Source organism: Acetobacter sp. DsW_54, from assembly GCF_002153575.1.
Taxonomy (GTDB): Bacteria; Pseudomonadota; Alphaproteobacteria; order Acetobacterales; family Acetobacteraceae; genus Acetobacter; species Acetobacter fabarum.
This window is the reverse complement of sequence record NZ_JOPD01000001.1, coordinates 20,968-40,201: the sequence shown is the minus strand read 5'-3', so window position 1 is coordinate 40,201 and position 19,234 is coordinate 20,968. Positions and strand designations below refer to the sequence as shown.

19 protein-coding genes are annotated in these 19,234 nt (G+C 50.9%); 6 read left to right on the top strand and 13 right to left on the bottom strand.

All coding sequences use genetic code 11. The features are described 5' to 3' along the window. The first annotated feature begins 138 nt into the window (after positions 1 to 138). From HK20_RS00185 to HK20_RS00175, 3 genes are read left to right on the top strand one after another with little or no spacing between them, the layout of a single operon-like run. On the top strand, positions 139 to 1,035 hold the full coding sequence (locus tag HK20_RS00185; RefSeq protein ID WP_086645095.1) for a ferredoxin--NADP reductase: 897 nt from the start codon (positions 139 to 141) through the stop codon (positions 1,033 to 1,035). Positions 1,036 to 1,093: 58 nt separating this feature from the next. Then, positions 1,094 to 2,491, top strand: coding sequence for a glutathione-disulfide reductase (gene gorA, locus HK20_RS00180; protein ID WP_086645094.1), 1,398 nt, complete (start codon positions 1,094 to 1,096; stop codon positions 2,489 to 2,491). Positions 2,492 to 2,502: 11 nt separating this feature from the next. Then, entirely contained in the window at positions 2,503 to 3,852 is a 1,350-nt protein-coding gene (locus HK20_RS00175) for a dihydroorotase (RefSeq protein ID WP_086645093.1), read from the top strand. Between the two features lie 142 nt (positions 3,853 to 3,994). Here the strand turns inward: HK20_RS00175 and HK20_RS00170 are convergent, their stop codons facing one another. The 13 genes from HK20_RS00170 to HK20_RS00110 form a co-directional block, all read right to left on the bottom strand. Continuing rightward, entirely contained in the window at positions 3,995 to 5,539 is a 1,545-nt protein-coding gene (locus HK20_RS00170) for a Tad domain-containing protein (protein WP_158093019.1), read from the bottom strand. Continuing rightward, positions 5,536 to 6,144: a TadE/TadG family type IV pilus assembly protein gene (locus HK20_RS00165; RefSeq protein ID WP_086645091.1), complete on the bottom strand. Its 609-nt coding sequence runs from the start codon at positions 6,142 to 6,144 to the stop codon at positions 5,536 to 5,538. Before HK20_RS00165 ends, HK20_RS00170 begins: the two co-directional genes overlap by 4 nt. Continuing rightward, entirely contained in the window at positions 6,113 to 6,595 is a 483-nt protein-coding gene (locus HK20_RS00160) for a TadE/TadG family type IV pilus assembly protein (protein WP_086645090.1), read from the bottom strand. Before HK20_RS00160 ends, HK20_RS00165 begins: the two co-directional genes overlap by 32 nt. Next, a complete protein-coding gene (locus tag HK20_RS00155; RefSeq protein WP_086645089.1) occupies positions 6,582 to 7,325 on the bottom strand; it encodes a lipopolysaccharide assembly protein LapB in 744 nt (247 codons plus the stop codon). Before HK20_RS00155 ends, HK20_RS00160 begins: the two co-directional genes overlap by 14 nt. A gap of 28 nt (positions 7,326 to 7,353) precedes the next feature. Next, complete coding sequence (locus HK20_RS00150; protein WP_086645088.1) at positions 7,354 to 8,292, bottom strand: type II secretion system F family protein; 939 nt, start codon at positions 8,290 to 8,292, stop codon at positions 7,354 to 7,356. Then, a complete protein-coding gene (locus HK20_RS00145) occupies positions 8,292 to 9,257 on the bottom strand; it encodes a type II secretion system F family protein (protein ID WP_086645087.1) in 966 nt (321 codons plus the stop codon). Before HK20_RS00145 ends, HK20_RS00150 begins: the two co-directional genes overlap by 1 nt. Continuing rightward, positions 9,254 to 10,582 carry a CpaF family protein gene (locus HK20_RS00140; RefSeq protein WP_341461179.1) on the bottom strand — a complete coding sequence of 443 codons (1,329 nt, stop codon included), beginning with the start codon at positions 10,580 to 10,582 and terminating at the stop codon, positions 9,254 to 9,256. The genes HK20_RS00145 and HK20_RS00140 overlap by 4 nt, the downstream gene beginning before the upstream one ends. 68 nt (positions 10,583 to 10,650) lie before the next feature. Then, positions 10,651 to 11,913 (bottom strand): hypothetical protein, encoded by a 1,263-nt coding sequence (locus tag HK20_RS00135; protein ID WP_086645085.1) that lies wholly within the window; start codon positions 11,911 to 11,913, stop codon positions 10,651 to 10,653. A 3-nt stretch (positions 11,914 to 11,916) separates the two neighbouring features. After that, positions 11,917 to 12,255, bottom strand: coding sequence for a hypothetical protein (locus tag HK20_RS00130; protein WP_086645084.1), 339 nt, complete (start codon positions 12,253 to 12,255; stop codon positions 11,917 to 11,919). Positions 12,256 to 12,261: 6 nt separating this feature from the next. Then, positions 12,262 to 13,647 carry a type II and III secretion system protein family protein gene (locus HK20_RS00125; RefSeq protein WP_233129011.1) on the bottom strand — a complete coding sequence of 462 codons (1,386 nt, stop codon included), beginning with the start codon at positions 13,645 to 13,647 and terminating at the stop codon, positions 12,262 to 12,264. Positions 13,648 to 13,702: 55 nt separating this feature from the next. Beyond that, positions 13,703 to 14,548 carry a Flp pilus assembly protein CpaB gene (gene cpaB / locus HK20_RS00120; RefSeq protein ID WP_086645083.1) on the bottom strand — a complete coding sequence of 282 codons (846 nt, stop codon included), beginning with the start codon at positions 14,546 to 14,548 and terminating at the stop codon, positions 13,703 to 13,705. A 9-nt stretch (positions 14,549 to 14,557) separates the two neighbouring features. Further along, positions 14,558 to 15,019 (bottom strand): prepilin peptidase, encoded by a 462-nt coding sequence (locus HK20_RS00115; protein ID WP_086645082.1) that lies wholly within the window; start codon positions 15,017 to 15,019, stop codon positions 14,558 to 14,560. Between the two features lie 115 nt (positions 15,020 to 15,134). Further along, on the bottom strand, positions 15,135 to 15,326 hold the full coding sequence (locus tag HK20_RS00110; protein WP_086645081.1) for a Flp family type IVb pilin: 192 nt from the start codon (positions 15,324 to 15,326) through the stop codon (positions 15,135 to 15,137). A gap of 289 nt (positions 15,327 to 15,615) precedes the next feature. On the opposite strand from HK20_RS00110, the gene HK20_RS00105 reads away from it, so the two are divergent. From HK20_RS00105 to HK20_RS00095, 3 genes are all read left to right on the top strand, one after another. Next, on the top strand, positions 15,616 to 16,779 hold the full coding sequence (locus tag HK20_RS00105; protein ID WP_158093018.1) for a glycosyltransferase family 87 protein: 1,164 nt from the start codon (positions 15,616 to 15,618) through the stop codon (positions 16,777 to 16,779). Positions 16,780 to 16,955: 176 nt separating this feature from the next. Continuing rightward, the gene (locus HK20_RS00100; RefSeq protein ID WP_158093017.1) at positions 16,956 to 17,390 is read left to right on the top strand and encodes an isoprenylcysteine carboxylmethyltransferase family protein; all 435 of its coding nucleotides are present in this window, start codon (positions 16,956 to 16,958) and stop codon (positions 17,388 to 17,390) included. A gap of 249 nt (positions 17,391 to 17,639) precedes the next feature. Then, complete coding sequence (locus tag HK20_RS00095) at positions 17,640 to 19,184, top strand: NAD(P)/FAD-dependent oxidoreductase (RefSeq protein ID WP_086645078.1); 1,545 nt, start codon at positions 17,640 to 17,642, stop codon at positions 19,182 to 19,184. Positions 19,185 to 19,234 lie beyond the last annotated feature (50 nt).

Genomic DNA, 19,234 nt, shown 5'->3' with positions numbered 1-19,234 from the left:
CACTGGCGTCCCACGCGCCTGCCCCTTAAAAACGCCGCCAAAGCACCAGGGTTGCCTTTTGCCTGTTGAAGCACTGCCCCCTTTGGGCAAAAGCGCGCCATCTATCTGATCTGCTATAAGCGGAGTACAAAGCGGTCCATGTCTGAAACCATTCTTGATAACGACGTTCTCCCCCGGCTGTCTGCCTCTGAAGTGCCGAGCAGCCTGCTGCCGGTAGAAGGGCAGGACGGTGTGTGGCACCTTGCTCCCCCTACCAAGGAGTACGGCCACCTTTACCCGGCCAAGGTGCTGACCGTGCACCACTGGACCGACCGCCTGTTCACCTTCACCACCACGCGTGACCCCGGCCTGCGGTTTGAGAACGGCCAGTTCGCCATGATCGGGATTGAAGTGGACGGCAAGCCCCTGCTGCGCGCCTACTCCATTGCCTCCCCCAATTATGCGGACGAAATGGAGTTCCTCTCCATTGCCGTGCCTGATGGCCCGCTGACCTCGCGCCTGCGCCACGTCAAGGTAGGCGACACGGTTCTGATCGGGCGCAAGCCCACCGGCACCCTGCTGCTGGACAACCTGCGCCCCGGGCGGAACCTGTACTTCCTGTCCACCGGCACGGGTCTGGCTCCCTTCATGAGCCTGATCAAGGACCCGGAATGCTATGAGCGTTACGACCACGTGATCCTCAGCCATACGGTCCGTATTTCGGGCGAGCTGGCCTATGCCAACCATATCCGCCACGAACTGCCCCAGCACGAGTTCCTGGGCGAGGATATCAGCGGCAAGCTGCTTTACTACCCCGCCGTCACGCGTGAAGACTTTGCCGTAACCGACCGCATTACCAAGCTGATCGAAACCGGCAAGATCTTTACGGATCTGAATATCCCCGCTCTGGACCCCGAGCATGACCGCGTGATGATCTGCGGTTCGCCCGAAATGCTGGCCGATACGGAAGCCCTGCTTCAGGCCCGCGGGTTTGATGAAGGCAACATGTCCACCCCCGGTGCTTACGTGGTGGAAAAAGCATTTGCCGAACGGTAAAGGTAGTCCCACCTTACTGTAAAAGACCCTCAGCCCAGCACCAAAGGAGCCCTGCCCCATGACGTATGACTTTGATCTTCTGGTCATAGGAGCAGGCTCCGGCGGTGTTCGGTGCGCCCGCATTGCCGCCGGCCACGGTGCGCGTGTTGGTGTGGTGGAAAGCCGCCACTGGGGGGGCACATGCGTCAATCTTGGCTGTGTGCCCAAAAAGCTGATGGTCATGGCCAGCGATTATGCCGACATGGTGGAAGACAGCCACGGCTTTGGCTGGTCCACCGCACCGGGCACCCATAGCTGGCCCACCCTGATTGCCGCCAAGGACCGCGAAATTACGCGCCTGAACGGTATTTACGTCTCCATGCTGGAAAAAGCGGGCATTACCCTTTTTACCGGCCATGCCGAATTTGTAGATGGGCATACCCTGCGTATTACCCCCTCCCCTCTGGCCCCCACGGAACAGCCCCGGACCATTACCGCCGAGCGGATTGTGATTGCCACCGGCTCCACCCCCACCAAGCTGGATATTCCCGGAGCAGAACTGGCCATTACCTCGGACGAGGCCTTTGCCCTGCCGCAGCGCCCCGAACGGGTGATCATGATTGGGAGCGGGTATATCGGCATTGAATTTGCCGGTATCTTTGCAGGACTTGGCTCGCAGGTAGACCTTGTTTACCGCCGCGACCTGCCCCTGCGTGGCTTTGATGAAGACATGCGCACCGCACTGGCAGACGCCATAGATGCCCGTGGCATTACCCAGCATCGCCATGCCAACCCCACCAGCATAACCCGGAACGGGGCCGAGCTGATCCTGACACTGGATAACGGGCAGACGCTGCGCGCGGACTGCATCTTCATGGCCACAGGCCGCCGCCCCAAAATTGATGCGCTCGGACTGGGCAAGACATCCATTACCACCGCCGATAACGGCCGCATTCAGGTTGATGGCAATAGCGAGACGGCACATCCCGGCATTTACGCCATTGGGGACGTGACCGACCGTATCAACCTCACCCCCGTTGCCATTGCGGAAGGGCATAATCTGGCCGATCGCCTGTTCGGACAGGCTCCCCCGCGCCAGTGGTGCTACGCGACCACTCCCAAGGCAGTCTTTTTCTCCCCCCCTCTCGCCACAGTTGGCCTGACGGAGGAGGAAGCCACACAAAACGGGGCTGTGGATATTTACCTCACCCGCTTTAACCCCATGCGCTACACGCTGGCAGGCCGCGTGCGCAAAACGGTCATGAAACTGGTTGTGGACCAGCAGAGCCAGAAGGTGGTTGGTGTGCATATTCTGGGCGACGAAGCACCGGAAATGCTACAGGCCGTAGCCATTGCCGTAACAGCCGGGCTGACCAAAGCAGACTTTGACCGCACCATTGGTATTCACCCCACCTCAGCCGAGGAACTGGTGACCATGCGCACCCGCACACGCACCACCCCCAAAGCTGACAAGTAAGGACAACCCCCATGGCCGCATCCGCACAGAACACTCCGCACAAGACGCATGATCTGGCGCTCAAAAACGGTTCCGTTGTCCTGCCTGATGGCACGGTAGAAACAACGGTATATGTGCGTAATGGCCAGATTAGCACCATTGGCGGCACGGCAGATGCCGCGCGGGTTATTGATTGTAGCGGCCTGACCATTCTCCCCGGCGTGATCGACACTCAGGTTCATTTCCGTGAACCCGGGGCCGTGGAAAACGAAGACCTTGAAACCGGCAGCCGGTCTGCCGTGCTTGGCGGGGTCACTGGCGTTTTTGAAATGCCGAACACCAAACCCACCACCTCCACGCCCGAAGCCGTAGCCGACAAGCTGGCCCGCGCCAAAGACCGGATGTGGTGCGAACACGCATTTTATGTTGGTGCAACATCCGACAATGCCGACCAGTGTGGCGAACTGGAAAAACTGCCCGGCACTGCGGGGATCAAGGTGTTCATGGGCTCTTCCACAGGCAACCTGCTGGTCTCCGATGATGCCATGCTTGAGCGCGTCCTGCGCTCCGGCCAGCGCCGGGTGGCCATCCATGCCGAAGACGAAGCCCGGCTGATCGAACGCATGGGAGAACGTGTGGAAGGGGACCCCTCCTCCCACCCCGTCTGGCGGGATGATGAAACGGCATTACGCGCAACTGCCCGTGTGCTGCGTCTGGCCCGCAAAACCGGGCGGCGCGTGCATATCCTGCACATTACCACCCCTGCGGAACTGGAACTGATTGCCCAGCACCGCGACATCGCCACCTGTGAGCTAACGCCCCAGCACCTGACACTGGCAGCCGAGGATGCTTACCCGCGTCTGGGCACGTTTGCCCAGATGAACCCCCCCATCCGCTCCGCTGCACACCGCGACGGACTGTGGCACTGGGTCACGCAGGGTATGCCCGATGTAATTGGCTCCGACCATGCGCCCCATAGTCTGGCCAACAAGAGCAAGCCCTACCCGGCCTCCCCTTCTGGCATGCCGGGTGTGCAGACACTGCTCCCCCTTATGCTCAACCATGTGGCCCACCACCGCCTGACCCTGCGCCGGTTGGTGGACCTGACATCCGCCGGCCCCCAGCGCCTGTTTGGTCTGGTTCGCAAAGGCCGGATTGCCGTGGGGTATGATGCGGACTTTACCATTGTGGACCTGAAGGCCCGCTGGACCATAGAGCAGAACTGGCTGGCCTCGCGCTGTGGCTGGTCCCCGTTCACGGGCGAGACCCTGACCGGCAAACCTGTGGGCACCGTTATTCGCGGGCAGCAGGTGATGTGGGAAGGAACACTGGCGGACAAAGCAACAGGTCAACCCTTCCGCTTTGACGCAACCGACAAGTAAAGCGCAACGTCGTCAGCTTCCAAAACGGCAGGCCCCGGCCGGTTATATCAGGGAAACACAGCCGATAAGCGGTTCAAACGCCGCTTATCGGCCCTAATATTGCCCCTGCAACAACTACCGGCAGAAAACCTTACCCACACACTTACTGAGACAACCGCAAAGCGGAAATCTGGCCAGCGATGTTGGAAAAGGCCGTTTGCATATCCGAAGCATTGGGTGATTCGAAGTAATGGTTACTATCGGTTGCACACGCCTTCATGGTGTTGATTGCAGCCGTATCCACCGATGAGCCCTGATGTGTATAGAGAATAACAAACAGGTCTATGCCCATCGCCTTCATGTTAGAACAGACCTGCACCACAAGATTATCCAGTATGGGTCGCACAGTATCCTGAAACCCATAATAATACCCGTTTACCGTAGCCAGGTTATTGTCCAGCAAACGCCCGAATGCTGTTTCGTCACTGTTCCACCATCCCCCCATATTGTCATAATAATCAGGGTAGCCATAGTAACAGGGGCACATCTGGTTCGTACCATCGGTCATCAGCACCAGAATTTTCTTTGTGCTGGATTGCCCATAATCATAGGGCATGTCTGGTAATGAACTGGACCACAGGCCCTTCCACTTGGGGCTGATTGTAAACCAGCCCATCTGCAACGCATTCTGGATCAGGGTTCCACCACGCTGCAGCATGGGCATAAGACTGATTTCTTTTTCAACGGTCGCCTTTGCCGCAGTCTCGGGTAACAGTGCAAGCGGCGGACACCCCAAATTGGGGCCGACTTCACCGCTGGAAACCCTTGGGGGAGCAGACGCGGATAATGTAATTGGGGCTGTTTCCGTAATGCCGGGTCGGCCGGAAACGCTCCAGTCATTATCCCCCTGCAGGTAGCTACAGCCGCCAAACCACGAACAATAATAAGGTGTTTTCTGGTAAGTGGTGGGCCAGAAAAACGGCTTGAACAGATAACTGGATACGGGCGGATTCTCACTCATATCTGCCGTTCCATCACTCGCATAACGTGCGAACACACATCCACCCCAGCCATTTTTTCCATATTTCAGGGTGGAAATATTAGAGGAACTATCCAGCCAGTCTGTATGCGAGTTGCCAATATTTACCTCGCCACCAAACGGCACAACAGAAACCCATGTGGTTGTCGTTGTTGTACTGTCCCCATACACCGTTTCGACCAGATTGGTTGCGCCCGTTCTAAGGGCCAAAATACCGTCCGAACCCAGTGAGTTCGTATTATCCAGCACAAGAGCGACCTCAAGCCCGCCCCCTGCTGCAACAACCTGAGCCTGCGCCACAACCGGGATCTGATTCCAGCCAAAGATTTTAGCAAACACCATCGGCACATATGCTGTGGCCGAGATGTTCAGCGTAGAAGCATCCACAAACGTAATTTTGGGCCCAGGCGTTTGTGATCCAAGCGGACCAATCCCATTGGCAACGTGATTGACTGCAAAATTCTGCCAGAACACCAATGTAGCATCTGCATCACGGGTGGAAGCCTTGACCTCCCTCCCAGCCGTAAGGGCTGCCGCATCAATAGCGGTTTGCAGTCTTACACGCGTCAGATAGGTGCGGGAAAAGTCGATACCCATGGCAACAGAGGCAACCATGGCAAACATGACTATACCAACAACCAGCCCCACAGCTCCCTTTCGATCCATCATGTGCATTCTTTCGCTGTTGCCGTGGTATCAAGTTTGCCAACGCCAATATTGGTACCAAAAAAACGGGCTGGCAAAACGGACTGGCTGCTGAGCACCGGACTATCCCGGTTGGTCATAAGCCCCGAAGCAAACTGCCATAACCCGGGCCGGGCAAATGCCTCCACTGCAATAAATGTCTGAGCAGGATTCATGGAGACACCGGATATTGCATATTGCGAAAGACTCGCTGATGTAATCCCGCTTTTAAAGGTAGTTGAGCCAACCTGCTTCTGCCAGTAAATGGCGAGCTTATTATTACTATCCGGTCCTATCGCTGTAATGATAACGGCACCATTGGTTGTACCGACAATGTCCAGAGGTGCCGCGATCTGCTGCGCATCAGCAAAAAAAACATTCAGGTCATACGGGTCTGAAATATGCTGGCACTGGGCAATAATCTGCCCCACCTGCGTCGTCACAGAGTGAAGGCGCATCCAGTTCCTGAATTCAAAAATCATGTCTGCTGCCCCCAGCAGCAGCAAAAGAGCCACAGGGGCAACAAGCGCCAGTTCCAGCGCTACGGAGCCCTTACGGTTAGCAGCTAATCGTGCCTGAAAACGGTTCATTTTTAACCAACGATGATACTTTATGGACCATACTCCTAGAGTTCATAATCCACTTTCCAAAAAAAGTAAGGTATGGCTGAGTATAAACAAATGTATAAATCATTGTATCCCCCCCTGCACCCCCAAATCCACTACCACTGGAAGAAACAGCCGTAGCATTATTTGCTGCCGACGTTATTGTCAGGTTTTCGGGTTTTAAAATTGTCGGGGCACGTAGCGTCACAAGAAAAACAATAGCCTGAGCACGACATGTTGGAGAGGCCTTTACGTTTGGCACAATCGACTGCCCAGTTGATGCAAAGCGTATTGCTTCGTCCACCCCGTTCCGCAGGGCAGCCTCGGTTTCCAGCTGCCAGCCAACCTCTATCGTGCCCACCACAACCATAATCAGCAGCAGGGCTGTTAACGCAAACTCGACTGCGGCCGCACCACGACGATCATTGCGCAACATAAGGGCGGGTCCTGAATTTGGAAAAAGACGCCATGACAATGTTTGCCTGCGCCTTTGGCATATCCTGCATGAGCGTATTCCGCGCATTATTCCGGTATCCAGCCAGGTATTGTGCCAGTGCAAAATTGGCCCGCACCCTGCTTGAAGTCGTATCCGGTGCAGCGGCAATAGGTTCCAGAATATCCAGCGCCTGAGCGTACTGCCCACTCAACACATACGACAGCCCCAGATTGCTCTGAGCAGACACTTTCATTGGATCAAGCCCCATGGCCTTCCTATAGGCCGCCTGCGCAGGCACATATTGGCCTTGCAGGTCATACGAAACGCCCAGATCAACCCATGCCTGCACATCGCGCGGATAACGCTTGACCATATCCTGTAACAGCACCGTTGCCTGCGGCGGATCGATCTTCAGCTTGATCTTGGCCAGACCTTTGGTTGCTTCCAGGGAATGCGGCTTGTGCTGGAGGGCTTTCTCAAAAAAAATGGCGGCTGCCTGATTACGGCCCATGCTGGCATTGACCTTACCCAGTTCAGTCAGGGCTTTAGGGTCGTCAGGATGTTCATTCAGATAATGTTTCAGCACCTCCAGAGCCGCCTGAGGGGCGCCATCCCGCAGTTCTGCATCGGCCTTGACAACTTCATCCGTCATCGCCGACTGCGTTCCGCAACCGGCAAGCAACGGAAGCAGCAGGAACAGCAGGACATTCATGTATCTGATACGGTACATCTCTATTGTACTCTTCTCTTCCCTTAGATTAGTTATAAAACGTCTTCACAACCTGAAGGAAGGCTGGTCCACCAGCAATAATGAACACGATTGGTAGAAAAAATAGAATCATAGGCAACGTCAGCAATACCGGCAGCTGAGCAGCACGGGCTTCATACTCAATCATGCGATTCTTACGAATTTCAACAGAAAGAGCGCGCAACGCCAGCGTTACCGACGACCCGACCTGAATAGTCTGGCTTAAGGAGTTGGCAATACGGCGCATATCCAGCAATCCCGTACGGCTTGCCATCAACTGAAAAACTTCCCGTCGATCAGTAATCATGTTCATCTCCTGAGCCGTCAACTGAAACTCAAAAGCCGTACTCGGATTGACACTCTTCATTTCCAGCGCCACGCGATTAATGGCCGCTTCAATTGCCAAGCCTGCATCCGCACAGATTACCAGCATATCCAGCGCATCAGGGAGTCCTTTTTCTACCGCTTTAAGATAACTCTTCCTCCATTGCCGAATAAGGATATCAGGTAACAGCAAGCCAAAAATGGCCCCGGCAACAGGAGCAATAATATGCAATGCAGGTTTGGAAAAGAAATCATAGGAAAAAAACCAAGCAACAAAGCCGCCAACCGGTAGCAGGATCAGCTTACATCCAACAAAGATTTCCAGATAATGACTTCCTATATAAGAACTTGCACGCAAGCCTTCTGTAAACGCCTGAATGCTCTTTTCATCTATAATTCCACTTTTGAGAACAACTTGGCCTATTTTTTGAAATACTACTGAAAATCTACCCCCTTTTCGTTCTTCAACAGAATTGGGGTCAAGCTCGCCTACAGTCGCCAGAATAACCCGTAAACGTTTGGCACGTCGGTCATCACTGCGTGTTTTGGCCACCAGAATGAGCACAGAAGCGCAGAACACCGCCAGCAAGCAAAGGAATATGATGATGTTCAGATAAGATGCCATTAGAGGTCAAGAGTTCTGCTGATAATTATCTTCATAACCGCCATCCCTAAAACAAACAAAAAGATGGCAGACGCCAAAAGGTAATGACCAGACTGCGTCCAAAAAAGCTGGTTGATATAGTCCGGATTAACGAACTCCAACAGAATGGCAATAAAAAAGGGTAGTGCAGCCAGGACGTAAGAACTCATTTTGGCTTCGCTGGAAAGTGCAAGGCCCCGCTTGTAAATGGCAATCTGCTGCTTGATCGTATCTGCTAGCGATGACAGCACATCAGCCAGCGCGCCCCCCGTAGAAGACTGAATACTGATAACCGTTGCCAGAAAACGGTATTCCTGAAGATCAACCCGGTCCGCCACAGCCTGCAGAACCTCCCCCAAACTCCGGCCCACGGCAACCTCGCCCGCAATGACTTTAAACTCCCTGCACGTTGGTTCGTCGCTTTCCTCACTGACAACAATCATGCAGCGCGAAAGGGGGACACCAACACGTAGAGAGCGCACCATCATACCAATTGCATCGGGAAATTGTGTATATAATTTTTTTTTGTATCGATTCCGCAGAAAATTACAAATAAAGCGGATAGTAGCAACCCATATGAAAAAGTTTATAATAACGCTCCATATACCGATAACGCTAAACAGATAGTAAAGCGTTATGGTCGGGAATATGGATGATAATAAATATATCTTCAGCAAACCCACATCACTATGTGCATAATGTTGTGGATTATACTTTGAAGCCCAGATCAAAAATTTTCTGATAAAACCAGATTCAACAATATATACAGCCCACTCCACTGGTGTACGTTTGCGTGGCTCAATATTGTGCAGAAGGTAAGAGCTTATTTCTTTATAGATCCGCTTATTGCGGCGATCTTTAGCTATACTGGACTGATAAAGAAGGTACGCAAGAACATTAATACCCGCAAAAAATAAAAAACCAATAACCAGAAGGAAACTGGTCATAAGGACACGCTTTCAAACGCGGCATTCCATACGCCATCCATCTGGTTATAAACGAGTTTTTCATAAAAGCTGGGGCGAATGCGCGAGACTTCATAGCTTGTCAGCAGCTTGCCTTCTGCATCCTCACCATCAAACTGCATCCGGAAAATATCGTTCAGAACGACAACATCCCCTTCAACACCCGAGACGTCTGTCACCTGAGTAATCCGGCGACCGCCATCCCTGTGACGCCCAACCTGAATAATCATGTCAACCGCACCAACAATCTGGTTACGGATCGCAGAAATAGGCAGACCGAAGTTGCCCATCTGCACCATGCTTTCAATACGTGTCACGCCATCACGCGTTGTGTTCGCATGGACCGTGGACATACTGCCATCATGGCCGGTGTTCATGGCCTGAAGCATGTCAAACGCTTCAGCACCACGGACCTCCCCGATAATAATGCGGTCAGGGCGCATACGCAGAGCATTACGCACAAGATCACGCTGCGTCACTTCCCCCTTGCCTTCCAACGACACGGGGCGTGTTTCCATACGCACAACATGCGGCTGCTGAAGCTGGAGTTCCGCGGCATCTTCAACGGTAATTACACGCTCGCCAAAATCGATAAAATGCGAAAGTGCATTTAGTAGCGTGGTTTTACCAGAACCCGTGCCGCCAGAAATTACAACATTCAAACGGATCCGTGCGGCAATTTCGAGAATTTTGGCAACGGCAGGCGTACAGCTACCATTATTAACCAACTGCTGAAAACTGATTTTGTGGCGCGAGAATTTACGAATGGACAGATAAGGACCATCCAGCGCCAGAGGCGGGAAAACAATATTAACACGCGAGCCATCTTTAAGGCGCGCATCGACCATCGGGCTTGATTCATCCACACGTCGGCCGACATCTGACGCAATGCGCTGGCAAACAGACGCAAGGTGGCGCGCATCCCGGAAGCGGATATTGGACGGCTGCGTTTTCCCGCTCCGTTCAACAAAAATGCTGTTGGGCCCGTTGACCATAATATCTGCAATACTATCGTCATCAAGCAGCGGCTGAATGGGGCCCAGCCCCTTCATGTCATGAACAAGTTCAGTCGCAATGCGGCGCTGCTCACGCAGATTGAGCTGAATCCGCTGCTCCGTGGCAACCTGATCGACCACCTGCTCGACCTGTTCAAGCAGGTCCTCGGCCGACAGGGATAAAACTATTGTAGGATCAAGCCGGTTTAAGCACAGCGGACGCAAAATAAGCGACTGGTCGGACAGCGCAGGGCTTTCAACCTCTGCGGCAGGTGCCGTTTCCTGCGGAGCAGCAGCTGCTGCATCAGGCACGCTAAACTCGTCTTGCACATTTTGCATGCGGCGCAGACGATCAACAATCTCATTTTGCTTGCTAGAGCTCATTTCTTAAACCGTGCTCCCAAAGCTTTTATTTTTTCTTTGAGTTGTGCAAAAAGTCCTCCCTTGGAAAGGGAGGAACTCAACGTAACGGCCAGTGCACCATGTGCCAGCTGTTCAATAGTCTGGCGGTACACTTTGTTTTTGGTAACAACCAGCTTGCCGTCGATTTCAGCGTTTCCACAATCTGCGGGCAGATACGGCATGAGTATATCAGGCTCTGTGCCCAGACTCTGCGTAATCTCGTCCAGTGACAAGGACCCAGGCCGCCCCACATTGTTGACAACAATAAACGGCTTGCTGACAGGCGAAACACGCGGAAGGCTGGCCATGACCCGCAGTGCATCACGCACGGAGACAATGGTCGGATCCATTATTAAGATATACTGCTGTGCTTGCCCCAGAACACGCATATACACGTCATCATCCGACCATTTTACTTCGGTCAGGACAAAACGAAAACGAGGGCGCACAAGTTCCATCAACCGGGTAACAGCGTTACTCCCGATTTTGGGCAACGTGTTCAGATCCCCCATGCTCGACAGAACCTGTAAACGCTCTCCAACGGCCTGCATGCTACGTTCAAGCAGCAGTTCGTCCATACGGTCGGGCGTTTCCAGAGCAGACCGGAAGCCACCGTTGGTATTAATATCCAGCAGCGTTGCCATTTTGCCTGCACGCAGGTCAAAATCGATCAGCAACGAATACCGGCGGGCTTCTTCTGCCAGAAAATAAGCCAGATTTGTGGTAAGAGTTGTCGCCCCCACACCATCACGCACCCCGATGCAGGCAATCAGGCTGGCCCCTTCCATCAGGCGATGCGTGTCACGCCCGTGAAGAATAATCGGACCAAAAATACGTAAAATCAGGTTACGGCTGAAGGGACGATACAAATACTCCGCCGCCCCGAACACGTGGGTTACGCTTCGGTAGAAATCCGCATCGGTGCGATCACCCAACACCATAATGGTTACGTCGGGTGGCAATAACTCCGTAACTGTACGCAGAACGCCTAATGCGTCACTTTCTCCACCAACATCGATAATCAGGTAAGATGGAAACTCATGCTTACCCAGGTAGGAGATCGCAAACGCCCCTGACCCGCGCAAAACCTGCACTGTGCCGGACCGGAGCTCTTTCAGGCATTCGGTAAGCTGCGCCTCTGTATCCGCGTCCTGCACGAAAGCAAGGACGCTGCCCTGCTTTATGTTGTCGGTATCAGCAGGCTGCTGCTGGGGCTGGGACTGCTCTGGGGGAAGTGCCACGTGTTATTGCCCCCCACCACTGCTACTGGTAGCGACTCCACCCCCGGAGTTTCCCTGATCTTCACCGTTCATATTCAACTCAGCCAGACCACTCCGGCCAAGGCTTTTGACACGGTCTTCGCGCCAACGTTCCACCGCAGCCACGGCTGTCTGCCCGTCAGACGGCGGCAGCGGACGACCTCTTTGCAAATCTCGTTTATTCTCTACCTGTGCGGCCGTGTTGGCATCGTAAACCCCCAGACTCCGCCAGTGATAAGACTGGTCAAGCGGTTCCATAACCGAACAGTCCGCCAAACCCATCAACAGGATAACCGCAGTGCCTGACACTATTTTATACGACATAAGGTGCTACTCCACCATAAAACCAGCATCGCCGGTTTCCAGACGCTGCCAGGGGCGTCTACGAGAAACATCGGTGCCACTCTGACGCATCATAAAAATACGTTCCATGTCATTTGGCGGCGTCCAGCCTTCATCCGGTGTGTGCAACTCTTTTTCGTTGCTCACCGGCTTGACCAGATACGGCGTGGCAATAATGACCAGTTCGCTCTCGTCTTTCTGGAAGCTTGAGGATTTGAACAACGCCCCCAGCACAGGAATATCCCCCAGCCATGGCAGGCCCTGACCCGTAATTTTTGTGCTATCCGACATAAGACCAGCAAGAACAAAGCTTTGCCCGCTTGCCATTTCCACAGTGGTATCTGCACGCCGGACAGTAATCGCTGGAATCTGAACAGAAGAGTTCCCGGCCGAGAGCGTTACTGCCCCGTTAGAAGAAAGCGCGCTCACCTCGGGCCTTACATGCAGACTGATACGGCCATCCCCTAAAACCGTGGGAACAAACGCCAAAGAAATACCATACTGCTTAAAGCTGACGTTGGTCGTATTATTGTAACTGGAAACCGGAACAGGGTATTCACCACCAACTACAAAATTGGCAGGCTGCCCGCTAATCGTGGTCAAGTTTGGTTCGGCAAGGCTATGCACCAGACCATCTCTGGCCAGCATATCCACAACCGTTTCCAGCGTGACCGACTGGCTACCGGCTTTAAAACGCGAGAGAAAGCCAATGCTGCTTTTGGTCGTTGCCAGTGTTTCCAAGGGGCTAGAAGTCGCAAGGCCAATAACTGCCGATGTTCCCAAGGCGTTAACGTTTTGCCATTCCACCCCAAGCTCACGCACCAACGAGCGATCCATTTCAACAATACGGATCTTGAGGTTCACCTGAATGGAGCCGTGCATTTTGGAATAATCGGACACAAAACCGTCTTTACCGACCAACCCACGAGCACGGTCGCTAAAACGCCAGGCTTTTTCGGGATTATCGGAATCCCCATCAATGTTCAGCCCGTCTGGTGTGGCCGTGGCCCGGAGCATAGGCACAATTTTGCCCGCAGAATGATCCAGTGTGTTGGCGGGATAAGTGGAGGGCTCAACACGCACCGCGTAATGGTCAATCGCCTGCCCATTGGTATCTGCCGCCACAATACTTGTACGACCGGCGGACAGCCCGAAGACAAACACGCTGTGTGGACTTGCCGGACGTATTTCCGCAACCTTTGGATCAGCTGAGAACACGTTTTCGGCTGAGCCGGACAGTTCAACCAGCTTACCGTTCCCGACCTCAAGGGTCAGAACCGAAAGGGAGCGGGGCTGCGCCGCATGGCGCTTTGCAGCAACTGGCGCATGGTGCCTTCTGGGATGCGCTTTTGCTTTACGCGCGGATGCCTCCATAGGAGGACACATGCCAAACAATACGATGCCACTTAGCGCAATCCGCATGGCTCTTTTAAAAGTGGACATCTTGAGCGCCTGAAATCCCATTATAGACATGCATAACCTTTACGCCGCCCTTCACCTGCTGACTATCAGACGCAGAGACAGAGTATTCCCAGACCGGGGGTGTGGCAAGATCATCATGTGAGCCACCAAGCGATTGAACTGTCAGCACTATTTGACCGAGTTGCTGGGCCGTACCCAGAACACCTGACTGCTCAGGCGTGACTTCCAGAGTTACTGTTCGCACGTCTATACCGGCCTGCTCAGTAACATTCCGGCTTCCACGCGGGGATAGAGCACCACCCACGGCAACAACCCGGATACCTGAAAGGACAATTTTAGAGACGAGGCGCGAAACATTGCTTCCGCCAGCACCATCTCCGACCCGTTCGGTCATCACCACATCGACTCTATCACCAGGTTCGATAAGGCCAGACACACCTGAGGCCAGATTGACGCCAATGCTCAGTGCGCGCATCCCGGGCTTCAGAACCGCGGAAAGAAAGCCGTGGTCCCCGACTCGAAGAAACGCCTGCTCAACAATTCCGCCGCCCGCAGGAAGATCCATCCGCAGCAGCGCCCCTTCCAGAGCCTGCCGGTTCGCTGGAGTATCCTCCAGACTCCCTGGGGGGACATAATCATCGGGGATAGCCGATGTAACCAAGTCTGCCTCGCGGAGAAAATCACCCGCATGCATGGCATGCCGGACCGTGAGCAGTTTTTTTGTATGAACAACAACTTCCTGCTGGGCGGCCTTCTGCGGTGCAGGCGCGGGGGACATAATAACTTTCCCGAGCACAAAAAGACCAATCAAGCCGATCACACCAATGAACAACATCGCAATACGCGTGACCATTCTTACCGCCTACCACTCACCCCGCAGGGTCGTCATAATGAAGCCAATCGCAATAGCCACAGCATAGGGTAGGGACATACCCCGCCTAATCCGCCAGGCCTCGACGCGCAGAACGCGATTTTTTGTTGTCCTCTTTGATATGATTGGCAATCTGTTTCGACCAAAGAGATACAGCATGGCCAGAACACCGCCAGCCAAACCAATATTCAAAAGAAAAATAAGCTGCTCATACGGCATAAAAAACAATGAGGTTGCGGCAATCAGCTTAACATCCCCACCCCCGATGACTCCGAGACTCCACAAGAAAAAAAGCAGGAGATAAATCAGGGCACCAAAGGCAAGGGAAATCCAATGGACTGCCGCACCATTTAAAATCGCAAGAGCCAGAAGACCCAGACTGACCCAGTCAGGGATCTCCCGCACTCGCACGTCAACCAACATTGCATAGCAAAGGAGGGCATAGGCCGCCATGAGAACAAACCATGACACCACTAGACCCTCTGACCATTGCCCCTCAGGAGCGCAGAAGCACTCCCAAGGTTACACCTCGTAAACCGACGCAAGGCCGCAGCAATATCCTTCGCAATTACGACGAAATACTTTGCGCAATCGACTGGAACACTGCGCTGAGCCTGGAACCAAGAGTCGTCACGCCACCGATAATTGCCAAAGCAATCAAGGAAGCAATCAGACCATATTCAATAGCCGTCACCCCGCGCTTATCCTTAATGGAAAAAAAACGGGCAACCACTGCTGCATATTCATTTACTCGCAACATGTATCATTCTCCTAAATCTAAAAAATCAATGGAGGTTACCCCCACTGGTTTACGCTAGTGTGTACTATTAATACACATCGGGTTACATATTAATTGCTTTAAATCAAAATTTCAAAAAAAATCCTCTCACCTCATCCTCGCGACGTAGAGTTGTAAATTTCCATCAAATTCCTTAATGTCGAACCATATCAAATCACATCATGCAAAGCGCATTACACAAATGCTCAGTTCGAAGAAGCCAAAAGATATAGTAAAATTTCTATATTCTGAATTAAAAAATATGAATTTCATGAATAAAGAAAGATGTAATGCATATTTGATAATATATATTATAGTTTTTACGATTATTTTCTCTTTTTTATATATTATTAAGGACGAAAATAAACCTGAAGACTATGCATTTGGTGGAGATTTTATACTGTTTTGGGCAGCTTCCAAGCAGTTAATTCACGGCCACATTTATGATATCTACAATACAGCTGCTCATGATGCAGTCATGCAAAGCGCTCATGCCCTGAGCCACCCCTACAAACTACCATTTCTATATCCGCCTTCCATGCTTTTTTTCATCTGGCCATGGGCATTTTTTACTTATACATTATCTTACACTCTATGGGGTTTGACGGCCCCCTTCATCACCGCAAAAACATTGAGTATTTTGTGCCGCAACTGGTCCATTACTGCATTTGCATTTGTATCTCCTCAATTCTGCATTTCTCTAGTTACAGGACAAACAGGGCTTTTGATCGCTCTGATTTTAACATTGGGTTTTTACTATATTGAAAAAAATCCATTTGTTTCTGGTTTATTCTTCGGTCTCCTTATTATTAAACCACATGTTGCATTTCTTGTTCCTCTTGGTCTTATTTTTATGGGCCGTTGGCGCACAATAATTGGAATGATGACATCTGCCACTTGTATGGTAGGCCTTTCCTTGTGTGTGTTTGGTCTTGATGCTTGGATACGCTTTTTTGAATACTCACACATGATGCAAGATAGCATTTTGCATAACGTGGCTTTATGTCAGATCTTTATCACGCTATTCGGTTTTCTGTCCGTGCACCATGTGCCATTCTCTACAGCTTTATGGCTGCAAATTATATTTTCCTCTACAATCATAATGTTTGTTTTTTATAAAATAAAAAAAGGAAAGAATATTAAAAATAATCTCATTCTATGCTTGGCCGCATCTCCTTTATGTACACCTTATCTTCTACACTACGACCTTACTTATATGATGATACCCGCAATATGGATGATTAATACAGCTATTGAAACGAAATTTCTTCCTTGGGAAAAACTTCTACTGATTGTTTTATATTTTTCACCTTTTTATATTTTGTCCCTAACCTTGCATTATCATATGCCGATTGAACCAATTATTGCCCTGATCTTTCTTTACGTAGCCTCCCGGCGCCACTCGTACCTTGAAAAGAACGCAGTTCAATGTTAAGTGAAAATAAATACATTAACGATAAACTAGAAAAAATAATCATAATTATTCCATATATTTATTTCATAAATCATAATTTCAAATTGATATTTATTGATTATAATATTATAACTATATTGTATATGGTGGAAATGATATTGGAGCTTCTCTTTACGTTATTTCGATCTCCGGGAAGAATGAGCCATAACACAACAGATTGGATATTAGCCATTCTGGGAACGTATTCGGCGCAGATCGTTTCTACCCATGCCAGCAATACACATCTTGCCCCTGTTACATTGTGCTTTATCTTGTCGTTTATAGGCATTCTTATCAGCCTTTCAGCCAAACTCTGCCTAGGGAGAAGCTTTGCAATTGTTGCAGCTGTACGGGTTGTAAAAACTTATGGTCCATACCGTATCATCCGGCATCCAATGTATGCTGGCTACATGTTAACCAGCCTCGGTTTTCTCCTGTATAATTTCAGTCTCTGGAATATCTGCGCTATTTTTAGTACATGGTCGTTACAGATCCTGCGTATCCGAGCAGAAGAAAAAATGCTTTCCACAGATCCACAATGGTGTCTTTGGTCAAAGCAGGTTCGCTGGAAGATTTTCCCCTTTGTTTACTGATACGATTACCCGTTACGCGCATTATTCAATTATCACACCTCACACTCAAAAATTATTTGCATTGAAATTAAAATAATGAAGTAGTTTTTGAAAATTTCAATTTATTATATGGCTTATTGAAATTTCTTCGTCACATTGTCATAATTAAAAAAATCTACCGATTTGACCTTTTGTATTCTTCATATACCCTGTATTTACTACCGATCTTTCCGATCAGAAATAAGAAGTCGGGTAAATATAGGGAACGTCATGGCACAAGATGAAAAAATCGTTGTTATTGGTGCTGGGCCAGCAGGTTTGACACTTGCCTATGAACTCCTGAAAGCCGGTCGGAAAAATGTAACTGTTTACGAATGCGACAAACAGGTTGGCGGAATATCAAAAACCATCAAACATCATGGTAACCGTATAGATATTGGTGGGCATCGCTTTTTCTCCAAATCCGACTGGGTTATGTCCTGGTGGGAGAGCTTTCTGCCAATTGCGGCAACAAGCGAACAAAACGTTACCTTGCAATATCAGGGTAAAGAGCGAGAGCTCGCTGTTGGACCTCAGTCTCCTGCGACTGATGACGTCATGCTGGTCCGCTCGCGCCTGTCTCGTATCTATTACAATAAAACGTTTTTTGACTACCCGCTCAAACTCACACCAACAAATCTGGCCAAGCTTGGGGGGCGTAAAACCCTTGTTTTCGGCCTGAGCTACCTCTGGGCCCGGTTCCATAAAATTACACCTGAACTGACACTGGAAGATTTTTTCATAAATCGGTTTGGTCGCAAACTGTACCAACAGTTTTTCAAAGATTACACAGAAAAGGTCTGGGGCGTTCCGTGCTCTAGCATTAGTGCGGACTGGGGAGCTCAGCGGGTTAAAAGCCTGTCTATTTCCAGCGCAATTCTGCATGCCTGTAAAAAAGCTCTTGGTCTGCAGAAAGACACGAGTGTTCAGACCTCCCTTATAGAGCAATTCATTTACCCCAAATATGGCCCGGGCCAGATGTGGGAAACTGTTGCGCGGCATATTACGGATATGGGGGGAACAATTCTCCTCAATCATCATGTCAATGAGATTACTTTTGAGAATAATCGCGCCGTATCCATAACTGTTACCGATCAGGATGGCGGACAAGAGCGCCAGAAGTGCGATGTTCTGGTATCAACCATGCCGATTAAAGAGCTAGTCTCTGCCAGCGGAAATTACTTTTCCCCCACGGTAAGGCAGATTGCACAAAACCTGCAATACAGGGACTTTATTACAGTTGGCCTGCTCTATAAATCTTCGGACATAACACGCCAGTTAGAAGACAACTGGATTTATATTCAGGAACCCGGCGTCAATGTCGGACGGGTGCAAATCTTTAATAACTGGAGCCCCTATCTGGTTGCCGACCCGGAAACCACATGGCTTGGACTTGAGTTTTTCTGTTCCGAAGGAAATGAGCTCTGGACTCTGAGCGAGCAGGATATGATCAAGCTCGCCTGTTTTGAAATGCAGAAAATCGGCCTTGTTTCAACGCTTAACACATTAGACAGTGTTGTGGTGCATGTGCCCAAAGCGTATCCCGGTTATTTTGGTGAGTCCTACAAGAGCTTTTCCACAATCCGCAATGCCTTGGACACTGTGGAAAACCTCTATCTTATCGGGCGGAATGGTATGCACTGTTACAATAACCAGGACCATTCCATGCTAACGGCCAAGGAAGCGGCTGACCAGATTATCTCTGGTCAGCAGGATAAGAGCAAAATCTGGGAAATTAATATTGATGATGAATACCACGAAGAAAAATCAAACTGAGGCATTTTTTCAAGGCAGGTTAGCGCCCTAACACTGCCACCTCATGACCG